The sequence below is a fragment of the Devosia sp. genome, from assembly GCF_017307565.1.
GTDB lineage: Bacteria > Pseudomonadota > Alphaproteobacteria > Rhizobiales > Devosiaceae > Devosia.
This window is the reverse complement of the sequence record NZ_JAFKHD010000068.1, coordinates 1-15,916: the sequence shown is the minus strand read 5'-3', so window position 1 is coordinate 15,916 and position 15,916 is coordinate 1. Positions and strand designations below refer to the sequence as shown.

15 protein-coding genes are annotated in these 15,916 nt (G+C 62.0%); 6 read left to right on the top strand and 9 right to left on the bottom strand.

What is annotated here, in order from left to right; all coding sequences use genetic code 11:
* Genes rfbC through lhgO form a run of 4 tightly spaced genes read left to right on the top strand, consistent with a single transcriptional unit; the run spans position 1 to position 3,737 of the window.
* Positions 1-570 carry a dTDP-4-dehydrorhamnose 3,5-epimerase gene (rfbC, locus tag J0I64_RS01420; protein ID WP_291405748.1) on the top strand — a complete coding sequence of 190 codons (570 nt, stop codon included), beginning with the start codon at positions 1-3 and terminating at the stop codon, positions 568-570.
* Positions 567-1,631, top strand: a complete 1,065-nt coding sequence (gene rfbB, locus J0I64_RS01415; protein WP_291405693.1) for a dTDP-glucose 4,6-dehydratase — start codon at positions 567-569, stop codon at positions 1,629-1,631. The genes rfbC and rfbB overlap by 4 nt, the downstream gene beginning before the upstream one ends.
* A gap of 8 nt (positions 1,632-1,639) precedes the next feature.
* Positions 1,640-2,521, top strand: a complete 882-nt coding sequence (gene rfbD / locus J0I64_RS01410) for a dTDP-4-dehydrorhamnose reductase (protein ID WP_366933672.1) — start codon at positions 1,640-1,642, stop codon at positions 2,519-2,521.
* A gap of 19 nt (positions 2,522-2,540) precedes the next feature.
* On the top strand, positions 2,541-3,737 hold the full coding sequence (gene lhgO, locus J0I64_RS01405; protein WP_291405689.1) for an L-2-hydroxyglutarate oxidase: 1,197 nt from the start codon (positions 2,541-2,543) through the stop codon (positions 3,735-3,737).
* Positions 3,738-3,815: 78 nt separating this feature from the next.
* Here lhgO and J0I64_RS01400 read toward each other — a convergent pair whose 3' ends face one another.
* Positions 3,816-4,424 carry a BTAD domain-containing putative transcriptional regulator gene (locus J0I64_RS01400; protein ID WP_291405687.1) on the bottom strand — a complete coding sequence of 203 codons (609 nt, stop codon included), beginning with the start codon at positions 4,422-4,424 and terminating at the stop codon, positions 3,816-3,818.
* Positions 4,425-4,811: 387 nt separating this feature from the next.
* Complete coding sequence (locus tag J0I64_RS01395) at positions 4,812-5,609, bottom strand: response regulator transcription factor (RefSeq protein ID WP_291405685.1); 798 nt, start codon at positions 5,607-5,609, stop codon at positions 4,812-4,814.
* Positions 5,610-6,002: 393 nt separating this feature from the next.
* Here J0I64_RS01395 and J0I64_RS01390 point away from each other — a divergent pair, with 393 nt between their 5' ends.
* Positions 6,003-6,785, top strand: coding sequence for an FkbM family methyltransferase (locus J0I64_RS01390; protein ID WP_291405683.1), 783 nt, complete (start codon positions 6,003-6,005; stop codon positions 6,783-6,785).
* 87 nt (positions 6,786-6,872) lie between these two features.
* Here J0I64_RS01390 and J0I64_RS01385 read toward each other — a convergent pair whose 3' ends face one another.
* A complete protein-coding gene (locus tag J0I64_RS01385) occupies positions 6,873-8,729 on the bottom strand; it encodes a M10 family metallopeptidase C-terminal domain-containing protein (protein ID WP_291405681.1) in 1,857 nt (618 codons plus the stop codon).
* A 430-nt stretch (positions 8,730-9,159) separates the two neighbouring features.
* Here J0I64_RS01385 and J0I64_RS01380 point away from each other — a divergent pair, with 430 nt between their 5' ends.
* The gene (locus J0I64_RS01380; RefSeq protein ID WP_291405679.1) at positions 9,160-10,701 is read left to right on the top strand and encodes an O-antigen translocase; all 1,542 of its coding nucleotides are present in this window, start codon (positions 9,160-9,162) and stop codon (positions 10,699-10,701) included.
* On the opposite strand, the gene J0I64_RS01375 is transcribed toward J0I64_RS01380, so the two are convergent.
* The 6 genes from J0I64_RS01375 to J0I64_RS01350 all read right to left on the bottom strand — a co-directional run.
* A complete protein-coding gene (locus J0I64_RS01375) occupies positions 10,698-11,873 on the bottom strand; it encodes a DegT/DnrJ/EryC1/StrS aminotransferase family protein (RefSeq protein WP_291405677.1) in 1,176 nt (391 codons plus the stop codon). The two genes, J0I64_RS01380 and J0I64_RS01375, sit on opposite strands and share 4 nt — an antisense overlap.
* A complete protein-coding gene (locus J0I64_RS01370; protein WP_291405675.1) occupies positions 11,870-12,844 on the bottom strand; it encodes an NAD-dependent epimerase/dehydratase family protein in 975 nt (324 codons plus the stop codon). The genes J0I64_RS01375 and J0I64_RS01370 overlap by 4 nt, the downstream gene beginning before the upstream one ends.
* 19 nt (positions 12,845-12,863) lie before the next feature.
* Positions 12,864-13,550 (bottom strand): acyltransferase, encoded by a 687-nt coding sequence (locus J0I64_RS01365; protein WP_291405673.1) that lies wholly within the window; start codon positions 13,548-13,550, stop codon positions 12,864-12,866.
* Positions 13,540-14,643, bottom strand: a complete 1,104-nt coding sequence (locus J0I64_RS01360) for a DegT/DnrJ/EryC1/StrS aminotransferase family protein (protein ID WP_291405671.1) — start codon at positions 14,641-14,643, stop codon at positions 13,540-13,542. The genes J0I64_RS01365 and J0I64_RS01360 overlap by 11 nt, the downstream gene beginning before the upstream one ends.
* Positions 14,640-15,677, bottom strand: coding sequence for a Gfo/Idh/MocA family oxidoreductase (locus tag J0I64_RS01355; protein WP_291405669.1), 1,038 nt, complete (start codon positions 15,675-15,677; stop codon positions 14,640-14,642). Before J0I64_RS01355 ends, J0I64_RS01360 begins: the two co-directional genes overlap by 4 nt.
* Positions 15,674-15,916: DapH/DapD/GlmU-related protein (locus J0I64_RS01350; RefSeq protein ID WP_291405667.1), on the bottom strand; the 243-nt coding region annotated here is incomplete at its 5' end. The genes J0I64_RS01355 and J0I64_RS01350, both read right to left, overlap by 4 nt.

Genomic DNA, 15,916 nt, shown 5'->3' with positions numbered 1-15,916 from the left:
ATTTCGGTTCGTCAAACCGGGCTGGTCGGGGTGCTGGAAATCCAGCCGCAATGTCATGGCGATGAGCGGGGCAGTTTCTGCGAGGTGTGGAGCGCCGAGGATTTTGGGCGTCACGGCATCCGCACCCAATTCGTTCAGGACAATCATTCGGTGTCGCGCCAGCGTGGGGTGATGCGCGGCATGCACTATCAGCTTGCCCCGTTTGCGCAGGACAAGCTCGTGCGCGTGTTGCGGGGGGCGATCTTTGATGTCGCGGCCGATATTCGCCCGAGTTCGCCGACTTTCGGGCAGTGGATCGGGGTCGAGCTCTCCGCGTCGCGCTGGAACCAACTGCTGGTGCCGGCGGGCTACGCGCATGGCTTTGTGACGCTCGAGCCGGATACTGAAGTCGCCTACAAGGTGTCGCGCCCCTATAGCAAGGCGCATGAACGGGCGATCCGGTTTGACGATCGGCGGCTCGCGATTGCCTGGCCGGTGCGGGTCGAGGAGATGCAGCTTTCCGACAAGGACAGGCTGGCGCTGACGCTGGACGAAGCAGATCTCACCGAGATATCGGAGGAACCGGCATGAGGGTCCTCGTTACCGGCGGTGCCGGCTTTATCGGTTCGGCATTGTGTCGGCACCTGACGGCGGACGCGGACAATGTCGTGGTGGTGCTCGACAAGCTGACCTATGCGGGCAATCTCTACGCGATTGCGCAATTGCGGGACCTGCCCAATTTCATCTTCGTGCGGGGCGATATTTGTGATGGGCCGCTGGTTAGCCGGCTGCTGGACGAGCATGGCATCGACCATCTCATTCACCTGGCGGCCGAGACCCATGTCGACCGCTCGATCGATGCGCCCGGCAATTTCATCGAGACCAATGTGGTGGGCACCTATGTGCTGCTGCATGCGGCGCTGAACTATTGGCAGAAGCTATCTCCGGCCGGGCAGCGGGAGTTTCGCTTCCATCATGTGTCGACGGACGAGGTTTTCGGCGATCTTCCGTTTGACGGGAGCCTGTTTTCCGAGCGGACACCCTATGCGCCGTCCTCGCCCTATTCGGCGTCAAAGGCCGCGTCGGACCATCTGGTGCGGGCATGGCGCCATACCTATGGCATGCCGGTGGTGCTGACCAATTGTTCGAACAATTATGGGCCCTTCCATTTTCCGGAAAAGCTCATTCCACTGATGATCCTCAGTGCCCTCGCTGAGCGCAAGCTGCCGGTTTATGGCACGGGCAGCAATGTGCGCGACTGGCTCTATGTCGAGGACCATGCACGGGCATTGGCGCTGGTCAGTGCGCGCGGAAAAGTCGGCGAGAGCTACAATATTGGGGGCAGGGCGGAATGCTCCAACCTCGACATGGTCGAACAGATTTGTGCGCTGCTGGATGAACGCGAGCCCCGGCAGGATGGTGCGCGCTATGCCGAGCTGATCAGCTTCGTGGTCGACAGGCCGGGACATGATCGGCGCTATGCGATGGATATCGGCAAGATCGAGCAGGAGCTTGGCTGGCGGCCGGTCGAAACGCTGCAGTCGGGCCTCGCCAAGACCGTTGATTGGTATCTCGACAATGCCGCCTGGTGGCAGCCGCTGCAGGGTGCCGGCGAAGCGACGATGCGGCGCGGCAAGGCCATGGCGCTATGAAAATTCTGGTGAGCGGCAGGAATGGTCAGCTCGCCCGCTGCCTGATGGAACGGGCGGCGTCGCGAGACGGTATCGAGCTTGTGAGCATGGGGCGCCCGGAGCTCGATCTGCTGCGCCGGGAAACGCTGTTGCCCGCGCTTGAAAAGGTGCAGCCGGATCTGGTGGTGTCGGCGGCCGCCTATACCGCGGTGGATAAGGCCGAGAGCGAACCGGGCCTGGTGTTTGCCACCAATTGCGATGGGGCAGGTGCCTTGGCGTCGGCCGCGGCGCGGATGGGCGTCGGCGTGGTTCACATTTCAAGCGACTATGTTTTCGCCGGGGACAACGGGAAGCCCTATGACGAGGGCGATCCGGCTGCGCCCCTCGGAGAATATGGGCGGTCCAAATATGCCGGCGAGCTGGCGGTTAAGGCTGCAAACCCCAAGCATGTCATCCTGCGGACGGCCTGGGCGCACAGCCCCTATGGCAGCAATTTTATCCGGACCATGCTAAAGCTGGCGGGGAGCCGGGGCACGATCGATGTGGTGGCCGACCGGTTCGGGTCTCCGACGTCGATGCTCGATGTGGCCGATGCCATTCTCCATCTTGCCGGGCGGCTGGATGACGATCATTGGGGGCTCTACCATTTGACCTGTCGCGGCAGCACCAGCTGGGCGGGCCTGGCGCGACACGTGTTTGCGGCAAGCCGGGCGGTTGGCGGGCCATGGGCGGAGGTGCGGGACATTTCGGGCGACGACTACAAGGCTGCGGCGCCGCGCCCGGTCGCCTCGGTGCTGAACTCGAACCTTTTCGAGCGCCGGTTTAGCTGGGCCATGCCCTCGTGGCAGGAGAGTGCCACCGAAGTGACCCGCCGCATCGCCAGCGAAATGGTCGATATGCCGGTGAGCTGACGCGGGTGGGGGCGGAGCGATGCACTACGATCTCTGTGTCATTGGTGGGGGCATTGTCGGGCTCGCAACGGCGCGCGCGCTGCTGGCCGCCTGGCCCGATGCAAAGCTGATTGTGCTCGAAAAGGAGGAGGCGCTTGGCCTCCACCAAACCGGGCGCAATTCCGGTGTCATTCACTCCGGCATCTACTACGCCCCAGGCAGCCTGAAGGCGCGCCTTTGCCGTGCGGGCATGGCGATGACCAAGGATTATTGCCGGGCCAAAGGCATTTCGTTCGAGGAGCGCGGCAAGCTTATCGTCGCAACCTCGCCGCTCGAGGTCGAGCGCCTCAAGGCGCTGGAAGAACGAGCCGGCATTCACGGCATCCCCGTGACGCCGCTGTCCGGCGAGGAAATTGCCGAGAGGGAGCCCGCGATTGCCGGCATGAGCGCACTGCACGTGCCTTCCTCCGCGATCGTGAGTTATCGCGAAATCCTCTCGGCCTTTGCCGATGATGTCAGGGCCGGCGGGGGCGAGATCGCCATGGGCGTGGTGCCGCTGGCGATACGGGAGCGCGCGGGTGATGTGGAGCTCGATCTTGGCGGTAGCAGCATTACCGCATCGGCGCTGGTGGCCTGTGCCGGGCTGCAGGCGGACCGTGTGGCGCGCATGGCCGGGCTCGATGTCGACTTCGCCATCGTGCCCTTCCGCGGCGAATATTATCGGCTGCCGCCGCAACGCCAGGGGCTCGTCACTGCGATGATCTATCCGGTGCCGGACCCGGCCCTGCCGTTCCTCGGCATTCACCTGACGCCGATGATCGATGGCGGGATCAGCCTTGGGCCCAATGCGGTGCTGGGCCTTGCGCGCGAAGGCTATGCCAAGGGCTCTGCCTCCCCGCGCGATCTCATGGATGCAGCGCGCTTCGCCGGTTTGTGGCAGTTGATCGGGCGCAATCTGCGGTCGGGACTCGATGAACTGGGCAATAGTCTTTTTGCCAGCCGCTATCTCGCCGCCTGCCGCAAATATTGCCCGCAGCTCGAATTGTCCGACCTCTCGCCCATGCCCGCGGGCATCCGTGCTCAGGCTGTGTCCAGGGACGGGGCCATGGTGCAGGACTTCCTCATGCTCGAAACCGCACGCATGCTGCACGTGTGCAACGCGCCGTCGCCGGCGGCGACATCGTCCCTGCCTATCGGGGACTATATAGCCGGGCGCCTGCTTGCGAGACGGGACTAGGGCGTATTTTTCCTAACGAGATCGCGTTGCTATTCTCGACTAACCTACCTTCGGAGCGCAGGGCATCGATCGAGCAGGCTAGGTAGCGTGTGCCTGCGAGATCAGTCGCTGGTAGAGGCGTATGGTTTCTTCGTCGGGGGGGACGCCCAGTTCATTGCGCAGCTTGTGATTGAACTCGCCAAACAGCTTGCGCAGAAATGAGAACTGGCCGTTTTCGGCTGCAACGCGCATGAGCGCGCGGTGGGCGCCCTCGTGATAGGGGTCGATGCGCAGCAGGCTCTGCGCGCAAAAGTGCCGATCATGCGAAGACAGGGCGCTGTCGGGCAGCACCGCCTCGGAGATGGTGCTGACGAAATCGTTGCGTAGTGCGGTGCGCTGATAGGAAAGCCACTCTTCGAAACCTTCGCCGGCGGCCCGAAGGGAGGAGAGCAGTTCGCCATTGTAGATTGCGCACATTCGAACGCAGCCAGACAGGGTGGGGTTGGCCGCCAGTTTCACAAACTCGGCCAGGTCGAAATAGATATCGTCCGCCAGGGTGGGCCAGACCATGCGCGCGTCGACCGCCAATAGCTGCAGGTCGTGTTCCAGCTGGAACCGGCGGATGCGCACGAGTGCCTGGCGAATGTCGGCGCTCGCCTGTTCGGACCCGTTGTCCGACCAGATAAGATCCCCTACGCGCCTGCGCATAACGGGCTTTCCGTGGCCCTCGAGCAGGACGTAGACGAGAAGACGTATCAGGTTAAACGGGGGGTTTAGCGGTCTCCCATTTTCAGAAAATGAGACATCACCAAAGGTTTGGATCGATATTCTCGTTTTTAAGCCGTTCGTCATTTCTTGACCGTGGTCTTGGGGCGCAGATTTTTTTAGACGAAGTCTTTTCGTTCTTGAGAGTTCAGTAGTTTCCGAAAAAAATGCTTTGGATGCCAAATGGTTGCGTGACGACCTAGTTGCCGGCGGAAGCTGCGTCAGTATATCCCAACACGTGCCCGCTTGCACAAACTTCTCGAAGAAATTGGTAATTGCGCTCCGCGAAGGCGTGGCCTCCTGCACGTCGCTCGGTAGATTGTCTGCAGCTTACTTCAGAAGGCTGCGCGATGGGCCGGGTGAGGCGCTGCCCAGAACTTCATAGCTTGGGCGGCGGTCGAAGGATCTGAAGACCGCAGCGGCCTGGGTGCGGTTGTGGACCTTGAGCTTGCGGATAATGTTGTGCACGTGCACCTTCACCGTATGTTCGGACAGATCCATCTTGGCTGCGATGATCTTGTTCTGCAGCCCGTCCGACATCAATTCGAGAACCTCACCCTCGCGGCCCGACAGTACGCCGGCCGAGTCAGCGTTGGGATCGTCGGAATTGCTGTGGTGATTGCGGCGGGTCAAAAAACCACGCGCGGCGGATCGCGGGTTGATAACGCTGGGAAAATACTCTCCGCCATTCAAAAGCAGCCATATGGTCGCCAACCAGACATTGATCTGCAGATTGAACGGCACAAGACCCTGTATCGCGCGTTCGGCGACGACGGCCCGCAGGGCTGGGTCTTCGTTCCAGCCACTTTCAACCATGAGCGCGATCAAGGTGCCCGGGTAGCGCTCCCGGCATTGGGAGATGGTGGTGGAAATATTGCGGAAGGCAAAGGCGTCGAGAAGGATCAGCCTGGGCGGTTGAATTTCCGTGTTGTCGTCTGGGATCTGGCTGGCCAGCGTGATGGCGACGCGCGGGAAACACTGCTGGGCTGCCTTCAATAGACTTTGAAATGTAACCCCGGTGTCCGCCAATATTAGTATGCCGCTGTGCTCCTCTCCATCTTCTGACTGTGTGTTGTGCCAGACGGCGTAGATACTCCGTTCGATATCTAAGCTTGTTTGTTCAGACATATTGTCCCCACGAGTTGGTTGTTTGTCGTGTGTAGTTGACCTAATTTTTAACTGAACATATCGAGCGTGACACGCCCGTGACTCTGAGTGCGCCGAAAAGTCTATGAAATAAGCCACTTGGCTTCATCTAGACTGGTCTAGTTCGGTCGGTTTTCCGCTAGATCAAACTGGCAAATCACAACTCAACTAGTTTGGGATATTGTAGATTTTCTTGTGCCAGCAGCGCTTTGGCGTCGGCCGTGAACGGAGTTGGGTGGGCAGATGGCAATGAGGCGGCTGCAAATCGTCGGCGACAAGCTGAGCTGGGGCCTTCGTTCCGCCGGTCCTTTGGCGACGGCGGCCGGCGCAATGCGATTTGTAAAAATTTGGTTAACACGCCCAGCGCAATCACAAATGCGTTTGAAGTCAGGGGCGATCCTCGAATTTGACTATCCCGGACAGTTCCCGCCGACCCTGGTTATGTTCGGCGATTTCATCGATCCGGAGTTCCCCTTCCTGCGTTTGGTGGCCAAGCCGCACTGGCAAGTGGTGGATGTCGGGGCCGCCATCGGGCAGTTTTCGATGTTTGCGGCTGTGTGCCTGCCGCAGGCGCGGGTTGAGGCCTTCGAGCCCAGCCGGGTCAATACCGAGACCCTGCAGCGTAATATCGAGCGCAATGGGGTGGAGGGGCGGGTTGTCGTCCACCAGATGGCCCTGTCGAACCGCAAGGAAACGGCCCGCTTCGCCACCGCGCCCAAGACCTGGATGAGCCAGTTGCTCACCCCGGGCAGCAGTGATGACGCCGATAGCGAACTGGTTGCGGTCGATACGCTCGATGCGGTGGCCGAGGCGATGGCGCTCGATCACATCCACCTGCTCAAGATCAATGTCGCGGGCTTCGAGCCGCAGGTGCTTGAGGGGGCCATGGAGACCCTGCGGGCAGGTCAGGTTGATGTGATGGTGCTGCTGCTGGGGCTGGCATCGCTGCCGCTCTACGCCGCGATTGCCGAATTGGGCTACCGCTTCTTCTATTATCATCCGCGCCAGCGATGCCTCTTCGAGGTGACGCGGTTCGACGAGGATAGCGTGCTCGCGCACCGCCCATGGCCGGCGCGGCACATCCTGGCGATCCGCAGCGCCGCAGTGGCCGATATCGTCGGCGGCGTCATGCCGATCCGGCCGTTGCAGATGGCCTAAGAGAAAGAGCGGGCACTGCGTCTGCAGGGCCCGCTCCTTTTCGCTTTTGGTGCAGGCAGCCGATAGGCCGCCTGCGTCAATCAGGTGCTAGAGAATGAAGTCACCAGCATTGAGGTGGATCTGGCCGGTGAGCGCGATTTCGAAATCGTGCACGCCGTCGCCGTTGATGTCACCCTGGATGATGGTCTGGTTGTGTGCTTCATCGATCCGCCAGGCCAGTTCGCCGGGCTTGCGGCTGAAAGCCTGGTTGTCGCCGGTCAGGAAAGTGAATGCCTGATCGCCGGCCAGCTTGGAGTTGGCATCAATCGCCGAAAGGTCGATCTTGTCCTGGCCCTGGGTGAAGTCGGTGATGATATCCCGCGTGCTGGCCTTGGTGCCCATTTCCGACACGGCTTTGAACAGGAAGATGTCGTTACCGGCACCCCCGGTCATGATATCGCGACCGGCACCACCATAGATGATGTCGTTGCCGGCACCGCCATTGAGGATGTCGTTGCCGCCCTTGCCATCAAGGAAGTTGTCGCCGGCATCGCCGAAGAGCTTGTCGGCCCCGTTGGTCCCAATCACATTGGTCATGTTGCCCGTGGCAGGCGGAACGCTGGGATTGCTCACGTCCGGGGTTTCAGGCGTTGAGGGATTGCCCGGCGAGGTCGCCTTGTCGGTCACGCCAATGAAGTCGCTGGCCTTGAGGGACAGCACGCCCTTCAGTTCCAGTTCGAAATCATGCACGCCATCGCCGTCGATATCGCCCTGCACCAAGGTGATGCCGCGTGCGGCGTCAGTGTGCCAGGCGAGTTCGCCTGCCGTCTTGGTGAAAGCGCCATTGTTGGCCGCAATGAAGGTGAAGTCCTGATTGCCAGCCAGCTTGGAGTTGGCGTCGATGCCGGACAGATCGATCTTGTCTTCACCGGGGGTGAAGTCCGTGATGATGTCGCGTGCGCCGGGGCGGTCGCCGATATCGGCTGCGCTGGCGAATACGAACGTGTCCCTGCCGGGGCCGCCGGTCAGGATGTCGTAGCCGGCACCACCGATAATGGTGTCATTGCCCGCACCGCCATCGATGATGTCGTTGCCGCCCTTGCCGTCAATGCGGTTGTCGCCGGAATCGCCGACCAGACGGTCGGGGCCTTCGGTGGCCGTATTGGAGGTCGGGGGCGTCACCGGATCAGTCGGGGTGACCGGGGGAGTGGTGCTTTCGTTACCGTGGCCGTTCAGCGTGGCCGCAACCGCAACGCCGTCCATCACGTTGCCGGTATAGACCGGCGAGGTGCTGTTGGCATTGAGCGGACCCCAGTAGCCACCACCAACATGGTTGTTGGTGATCTGGATGCCAGTCATCACACCGCCATTGAACTGGCCGTCCGAATAAATGGTGTAGCCACCGCCCACCAACAGATTGTCGGTGACCAGGATGTTCTTCACTGGACCGAAATAGTTGTCGATCATCAGCGCAGCGGTCTGGGTGTGGTCGTTGATCACGGTGTTATGGCGCACGATGGTGTCGGTCTGGCCGCCATCGATCTGAATCCCGTCATAGTGAGGGGAGCCCGACGCCTTCAGATTGTGGATGTAGTTGCCTTCGATCACGGTGCCGGTACCCGGCCCGATGTTGAGGCCGTTTTCGACATTGTAGATGTTGTTGCGCAGGAAGGTGCCGGCGCCGGTAATGCCGCTGCTGCCTTCATTATTGGTGCCAACGCCGTTGATTTCACAATCCTGGACGATGACGCCGGAACTGCCGGCCTTGATCTGCACGACAGAGAAGCTGTTTGAGGTAATCTTACAGTTCTGCAGGGTCACATTGTCGGCGGCGATATAGACCGTTCCGGTAATGTTGAGGCCCGAAATAACTGTACCCGGCTTGGTAACGACGACGTCACCAGAGGGGAGCAGCTGCACACCGTCAGGTACGCCGGTATTTGTTGCATCTGGCCAACCAGCCATCTGATGTTCCTTCTGTAGTTAATACGACTTCAGGATTGACGGCTAAATCGGGCTGTGAGGCGGCCAAAATCGGCAAAAAGGCCAGGAACGCGGCCATTCTTTTGCCCTATTGCGAGCGACCGAAATTTCAGGATGCCGCAAACAACTGGGTCGTCCTATGAAATTAATCGTCGAATCTTTTTGCTATATCATGGTTGGGATTTAGTTAATTTCGCTTTTTTGTGGATTGACGGGTGTTGTGTGTCTTTGTCGCAACAGTTTTGATGGACGTAAAGCAATTCGCATATTCGCAGATCAAAATAATTATTGCCTACATCTTCGCCTACATCGTTCGATGTAAAACACTCATGTCGTTCTGTATTTTCCGCTGATTGCGACCTCCTGCGGGTCTTGCCACAGTTCGGGGCACGATTTGAGGCCAGTGGGAATTATGGCGAGCCAGGATAGAATCGAGGATGCTGGGACGGGTTCCCGCTATGGCGAAATCCTCAAGTCGACGTCGCTGATCGGTGCGTCCTCAGTCATAAATATCATTCTGTCGATGGTGCGGCTGAAGGTTTTGGCCGTTTTGCTGGGGCCGGCGGGAATCGGGCTGTTCGGCATTTACAACGTCATCGTCGATCTCGCGGCCAATCTGGTTGGCCTCGGCGTGCAATCGAGCGGCGTGCGGCAGGTGGCGGTGGCGCTCTCGAGCGGCGACGCGCGCGAGGTCGCCCGCATCGCCCGCGTGCTGACCCTGACCTCATGGGGGCTGGGTGGGTTCGGGGCATTGATGCTGCTGGTCCTCGCGCCGCAGATTTCGAACCTCTCCTTCGACACGCCGGCGCGCGCGACAGGCGTTATGCTCGTGGGTCTTGCCGTCATGCTCCGCATCATGGCCGGAGCGCCCATTGCCGTTATCCAGGGTTCGCGCCGGATCGGCGACCTCGCCCGGATGACGATCGTGGGGGCGCTGCTCAACACGGTCTTTGCCATTCCGCTGGTCTACTTCTTCGGGGAAGACGGCGTCGTGCCTTCGCTCATCGCGGTGGCGCTGACATCCTGGGTGGCGGCGCAGTGGTATGGGCGCAAGATCGCGCTGCCCAAGGTCAGCCTCGCCTGGTCCGATTTCACCGAGGAAACCCGGCTGCTGCTGCAGCTGGGCTTTGCCTTCATGGCCAGTGGCCTTCTCACTGCAGGAGCCGCCTTCCTGATCCGCATCCTCGTCGTGCAGCACGAGGGGGTCGATGCGGCCGGCAACTATCAGGCTGCCTGGGCGCTGGGCGGCATCTATGTCGGCTTCATTCTCCAGGCCATGGGCACGGATTTCTATCCGCGCCTCTCGGCCGTGGCGCAGGACAATGCCGAGTGCAACAGCATGGTCAATGAACAAGCCCGCGTCAGCATCCTCCTCGCGGCCCCGGGGCTCCTCGGAACGCTGGCGCTGTCACCAGTGATCATGACCTTGTTCTATTCCGCTCAGTTTGCCGACGCGGTGCCGCTGCTGCGCTGGTTCTGTCTCGGCATGCTGTTGCGGGTGGTGGCCTGGCCGATGGGCTTCATCATCCTCGCCAAGGGCGCCCGTCAGATGTTTTTCTGGACCGAGCTGGCGGCAGCGGTGGTGCAGGTGGGGCTGACCTGGCTCCTGTTGCCTGTGGTTGGGCTCATGGGTGCCGGCGTTGCCTTTGCCGCTCTTTATATATGGCACGGCCTTCTGATCTATTATCTGGTGCGTCGGCTGAGCGGGTTCAGGTGGACCCACGACAACACAGTGCTCATCGCTCTCTTTGCCGGTTTAACGGCCGTGGTGCTGGTCGGTGTGGAACTGCTGCCGTTCTGGCTGGGGCTGGCCTGGGCGCTGATGGGAACAGCGATCGGCTGCTGGCTGTCGCTGGCCCAGCTGGTGCGCCTGGTGCCGCAACAGTGGATCCCGACCCGGCTGCGGCCGGTGATCTACTTCGTATTGCGGCACGAGCCGGCCGTGGTGCGCTAGGCAGCGGCCACGGCTGGGGTCAGGGCGTTCTTGAGTTCGGAGACGACCATGGCCACATCGGCCTCGCTCATCTGCACATAGAGCGGCAGCATGATGGCGCTCTCCTGAGCGGCAATCGAACGCGACAGGGTGTCGATCGCACTATAATTGCCGCGGCCGTCATAGGCGGGCTCGACATGGGCGTTCATGACGCCGCGCCGGGTGGAAATGCCCCGGTCGAGCAGAACCTGCATGACCCCGGCCTGGCTCACGCCGCTTGGCAGGGTCACACAATAGCTCTGCCAGTTGCTGCGGGCCCAATGGGGCTCGATCGGCGCAGTCAGCCCGTCGATGGAGGAAAGGAGGCTGGTATAGAGTGCAGCCAGCTCGCGTCTCTTCGTGATGATCTCTGGCAGGCGGGTGAGCTGCACCCGGCCAATGGCGGCCTGCAGGTCGGTCATGCGGTAGTTGTAGCCGACCTCGGCGTAGCTTTCGAAAATCACCTGGCGCGAGCCGTGGCGGACCGTGTCGGGCACGGTCATGGCGTGCTGGCGCAGGCTGCGGAATACGCGGTCATATTCCGGGTTGGCGGTGGTCAGCATACCGCCGTCACCGGTGGTGATCACCTTGCGCGGATGGAAGGAGAAACAGGCGATGTCGGCATGTGGCCGGCCGATGCGCTGCCATTCGCCGTCCCAATGGATTTCGCTGCCAATGGCACAGGCGGCATCCTCGATGACCTTGATGCCATAGCGCCGGGCAATGGCCATGATCGCCATGAGATTGCACGGCATGCCCAGCTGGTGCACGCAGAGGATGGCCTTGGTACGCCGGGTGATGGCGCTGGCAATGCGGTCGGGATCGATGTTGAAACCGTCCTGCTCGATATCGATAAAGACCGGCGTCGCGCCGCAATGGCGGATCGCATTGGCTGTGGCGATGAAAGAGTGGCTGACCGTGATCACCTCATCACCTTCGCCGACGCCGACGGCCATCAGCGCCAGATGTAATGCGGTGGTGCAGTTGGAAACGGCGCAGGCATGGGGTGCGCCGACATAGGCGGCGAATTCCTGCTCGAAACGCGCCACCTCGGGCCCTTGCGTGACCCAGCCCGAAAGGATGACCCGGCGAGCTGCCTCGACCTCGAGTTCATCCAGCACCGGCTTGGCAACGGGAATTTGCTGGGTGCTCATGCGACATCGCTCCGCTCTGCCAGCCGCTCCGCACGCCACCAGGCGACCAGATCGGCCATGCCCTGTTCGATGGAGATTTCGGCCCGGAAGCCAAGTTCGCGCTCGGCCTTGTCGACGGAGGCGAGGCGTCGCGCCACCGGATTGACCTTGCGCGCGGGCTCATGCACGGGCGTCAGGCGAGACCCCATGGCTTCGAGCAGGATTCGCGCAAGCTCCGAGAGGCTGGTTTCGGTGCCGCTCGCGACGTTGAAGACCGTATCGGTTGCTCCCGATGTGGCGGCCAGAATATTGGCGCGGGCGATGTCGTGCACATGGACGAAATCCATGGTCTGGGTGCCATCGCCCATGATGATGGGCGGCAGGCCTGCCGCGATGCGCTCCATCCAGCGGATCAGCACCTCGGTATAGGCACCATAGACGTCCATGCGCGGGCCATAGACGTTGAAATAGCGCAGCGCGACATAGTCGAGGCCGTACATTTCATTGAAGCTGCGCAGCAGGGCCTCATTATAGGTCTTGGCCGCGCCGTAGATGGTCCGGTTGTTATAGGGGTGATGCTGCTCGGTCGTCGGAAAGATATCGGCGGCGCCCAGAACCGAGGCGGACGAGGCGGCAACCACCTTCTGCACCTTGGCGGTCACGGCAGCCTCGAGCACGTTGAACGTGCCGGTCGCCAGCACGTCATGGGCCAGGCGCGGGTCCTCAGCGCATTGGGTGATGCGGATCGCTGCCTGATGAAAGACAATATCGACGCCGGCCATGGTCACGGCCAGCAGATCGGTGTCGCGGATGTCGCCGGCCACGATGGTGAGGTTGGCGTTGGCACGGGCATGATCGAGATTGCGCGAGCGCCCGCGCACGAAGTTGTCATAGACGATGATTTCGGCTGGCGACTGTGCCGCGAGCAGATCTGCAATGTGCGAGCCAATGAGCCCCGCGCCGCCGGTGATGAGAATTCGCTTGTTGCGCATGGCTGGCTCCTTTTCTGTCCTAGGTGACGTCCTGGCGGTGGCGCATGACGCGAGCAGGCACGCCGGCAGCGACGGTGAAAGGGGGGATATCCGAGGTCACGACTGCACCAGCGCCGATGATGGCGCCTTCCCCGATGCTGACGCCGGGCAGGATGGTGGCATTGGTGCCGATATCGGCGCCGGACCCGATGCGGACTGGCTTGATCTCGAGATCGGTTGCGATCACCGGCTCGCTAACCGGCAGGGCGGTATGCTGCGAGCCCAGCACCTTGGCGCCGGGGCCCCAGCCGACATAGTCGCCGAGGATGAGGTTGCGCGCGTCGAGATAGGCTTGCGGGCCGATCCAGACGTGGTTGCCGATGATGCAGGTGCCGTCGAAGCGGCCCTGGATATAGGCCCCGGCGCCGATGAAGACGTTGGCGCCGATATCGAAGGTTTCGAGGTGACGGAACCCGACCTGGCTGCCGACCTGCAGGCCCGGGCCGCAGCTTCGCACGCCTGCCTGCCAGATTGCCTTGCGCATCAACGCGTCCAGCTTGCCATCGCCTATGGCAAAGCGGGCATAGACCTCCTGCAGGGAAGCCGAGCCGTAGGTGTCGTTAAGCCAGGCGGCGAGGCCTTCTTCAAAAGACGGATCGTCTTTCACGACGGAGCGCCCATGAACCGACTGGGTCAGACGGTTGAATTCAATGGACTCAATGGACATAGGACTCCTGGCGCACGAGCTCGGAAACGATCTCCACATCGCGCAGGCTAAGTTCGGGATAGAGGGGCAGGGACAGCACGCTGTTGGCGGCGGCCTCGGCCTCGGGGAAGTCGCCCGGGCCGTGGCCCAGATCGGAATAGGATGGCTGCAGGTGCACCGGCACCGGATAGTGGAGGCCGGTCTCGACCCCCTCGGCCAGCAGGTATTTCTGCAATTGGTCGCGGTCACGCGAGCGGATGGCGAAGACGTGCCAGACATGGCGGCGGCCACGGGCTTCGCGCGGTACCTCGACCGGGGCGCCTGCCAACTGCTGTGTGTAAAGACGGGCGCGGGCGCGACGTGCCTCGGTCCAGTCTTCGAGATGCCGCAGTTTTACCCGGAGCAGGGCGCCCTGAATGGCGTCCATGCGATAGTTGTAGCCTTCGAGCACGTGGTGATAGCGGCGGTCCTGGCCCCAATCGCGCAGCATGCGCATCTTGTGCGCCTGCTCGTCGTCATTGGTCACGATCATTCCACCCTCGCCGCAGGCGCCGAGGTTCTTGCCAGGATAGAAGCTGAAGCAGCCCGAAAGGCCGAGGCTGCCGGCGCGCTGGCCCTGATAGGTGGCGCCATGGGCCTGGCAGGCATCCTCGATCACGGCCAGACCATGCCGCGCCGCCATCAGGATGATGGCGTCCATATCGGCCATCTGCCCATAGAGATGGACCGGCACGATGGCCTTGGTGCGCGGGGTTATGGCCGCTTCGATTTTTGAGGGATCGATGGTGAAGGTCACCGGGTCGATATCGACGAAGACCGGCCGGGCGCCGATATAGCGAATGGCGGCGGCAGTCGCGACGAAGGTGAACGGCGTGGTGATCACCTCGTCGCCCGGCCCGACACCGGCGGCGATCAGCGAGAGGTGCAGCGCGCTTGTGCCGGTATTGACCGCGATGGCGTGGCTGGTGCCGCAATATTCGGCGAACTCAGTCTCCAGCGCCGCCACTTCTTCGCCGAGCACATAGCGGCCGGAGCGCAGCACCTTGAGGGCGGCGGCCTCCAATGACGGCTGGATGGTGGCGTATTGCGCCTTGATATCGAGAAACGGGATCATGCCAATACGCTTTCCCTGGCGAGCTCGACCGGCGCGCCGCCCTTGGCCAGCGATTGGCCCGCAGCTTCCAGAATGCGCACCACCCGCAACCCGGCCTCGCCGTCGGCGGTGGGCTTGGTGTTTTTCTCGACGCAGGAGGCGAACTCGGCGAGTTCGGACCCCAGCGCCTCGGTGATGTCGAGCTGGGGCGCGAACATGTCGCCGGCGCGATACCCGATGCGCATCTGGTTCTTGCGCTCACCGGCCTTGGGCGCCATCGGGTCGAGCGTGATGCCGCGGTCGTAGACCTTGATCTTCTCGCTCGGCTCCAGATCGTCATAGACGACCATCTTGTTGCTGCCGCCGATCAGCGTGCGCCGGATTTTCACCGGGGCGAGCCAGTTGACGTGCACATGGGCCATGAGCTTGCAGTCGAAATGAAGGTTCAGATAGGCCATGTTCTCCGGCGAACCGGCGACATGGGACATGCCGGTGGCCGAGACCGCACGGGGGCGGGCGCCGAGCACATAGTCCATGATGGCAAGGTCATGCACCGCCAGGTCCCACATGACGCTGACATCGTGCTGGAAGAGGCCGAGGTTCACGCGGACGGAGTCATAATAGTAGACCTCGCCCAGGTCCTTGTTGATCAGCTCGCGCAGCTTCTTGACGGCGCCCGTATGAATAAAGGTGTGGTCCACCGCCACCACGAGGCCGCGCCGGTCGGCTTCCTCGATCAGGCGCTCGGCCTGTTCGGCGGTGGCCGTGATGGGCTTTTCGACGAAAACGCTCTTTCCGGCGCGCAGGGCCCGCATGGCGAGGGCAAAGTGCGTCGAGACCGGGGTGGCGATGGCAATCGCGTCCACCTTGGGGTCGGCCAGCAGGTTGGCAAAATCCTCGGTGATCTGCACGGCCGGGTAGCGGCTGCGCAAGCGGGCCAGTCGCTCGGTCTGCAGGTCGCATACCCAACGCAGGTCGGCATTGGGGAGGTCCGCCAGGTTTCGAACGAGGTTGGGGCCCCAGTAGCCATATCCGACAACGCCGACGCCGATCATGATAGCGCTCCTTCATGCCTGGTCGCCAAAGCGACCCCTTGGGAAGACAATTGACGCGCCGGCACGCCGGCGACGATCGCGCCCGGCGGCACGTCATGCGTCACCACTGCGCCGGCGCCGACAATGGCGCCCTCGCCGATGGTCACGCCGGGCAGGATGGTTGCATTGCTGCCGATGGACGCGCGCGAGCGCACGATGGTCGGCACGACCGTCCAGTCGTCGCCGCTTTGCAGCCGGCC

What these genes read in the sequence shown, in the direction of transcription:
- rfbB (WP_291405693.1), top strand. Translation starts at nt 567, where the DNA reads ATGAGGGTCCTCGTTACCGGCGGTGCCGGCTTTATCGGTTCGGCATTG.
- lhgO (WP_291405689.1), top strand. Translation starts at nt 2,541, where the DNA reads ATGCACTACGATCTCTGTGTCATTGGTGGGGGCATTGTCGGGCTCGCA.
- J0I64_RS01400 (WP_291405687.1), bottom strand. Translation starts at nt 4,424, where the DNA reads ATGCGCAGGCGCGTAGGGGATCTTATCTGGTCGGACAACGGGTCCGAA.
- J0I64_RS01395 (WP_291405685.1), bottom strand. Translation starts at nt 5,609, where the DNA reads ATGTCTGAACAAACAAGCTTAGATATCGAACGGAGTATCTACGCCGTC.
- J0I64_RS01390 (WP_291405683.1), top strand. Translation starts at nt 6,003, where the DNA reads ATGCGTTTGAAGTCAGGGGCGATCCTCGAATTTGACTATCCCGGACAG.
- J0I64_RS01385 (WP_291405681.1), bottom strand. Translation starts at nt 8,729, where the DNA reads ATGGCTGGTTGGCCAGATGCAACAAATACCGGCGTACCTGACGGTGTG.
- J0I64_RS01380 (WP_291405679.1), top strand. Translation starts at nt 9,160, where the DNA reads ATGGCGAGCCAGGATAGAATCGAGGATGCTGGGACGGGTTCCCGCTAT.
- J0I64_RS01375 (WP_291405677.1), bottom strand. Translation starts at nt 11,873, where the DNA reads ATGAGCACCCAGCAAATTCCCGTTGCCAAGCCGGTGCTGGATGAACTC.
- J0I64_RS01370 (WP_291405675.1), bottom strand. Translation starts at nt 12,844, where the DNA reads ATGCGCAACAAGCGAATTCTCATCACCGGCGGCGCGGGGCTCATTGGC.
- J0I64_RS01365 (WP_291405673.1), bottom strand. Translation starts at nt 13,550, where the DNA reads ATGTCCATTGAGTCCATTGAATTCAACCGTCTGACCCAGTCGGTTCAT.
- J0I64_RS01360 (WP_291405671.1), bottom strand. Translation starts at nt 14,643, where the DNA reads ATGATCCCGTTTCTCGATATCAAGGCGCAATACGCCACCATCCAGCCG.
- J0I64_RS01355 (WP_291405669.1), bottom strand. Translation starts at nt 15,677, where the DNA reads ATGATCGGCGTCGGCGTTGTCGGATATGGCTACTGGGGCCCCAACCTC.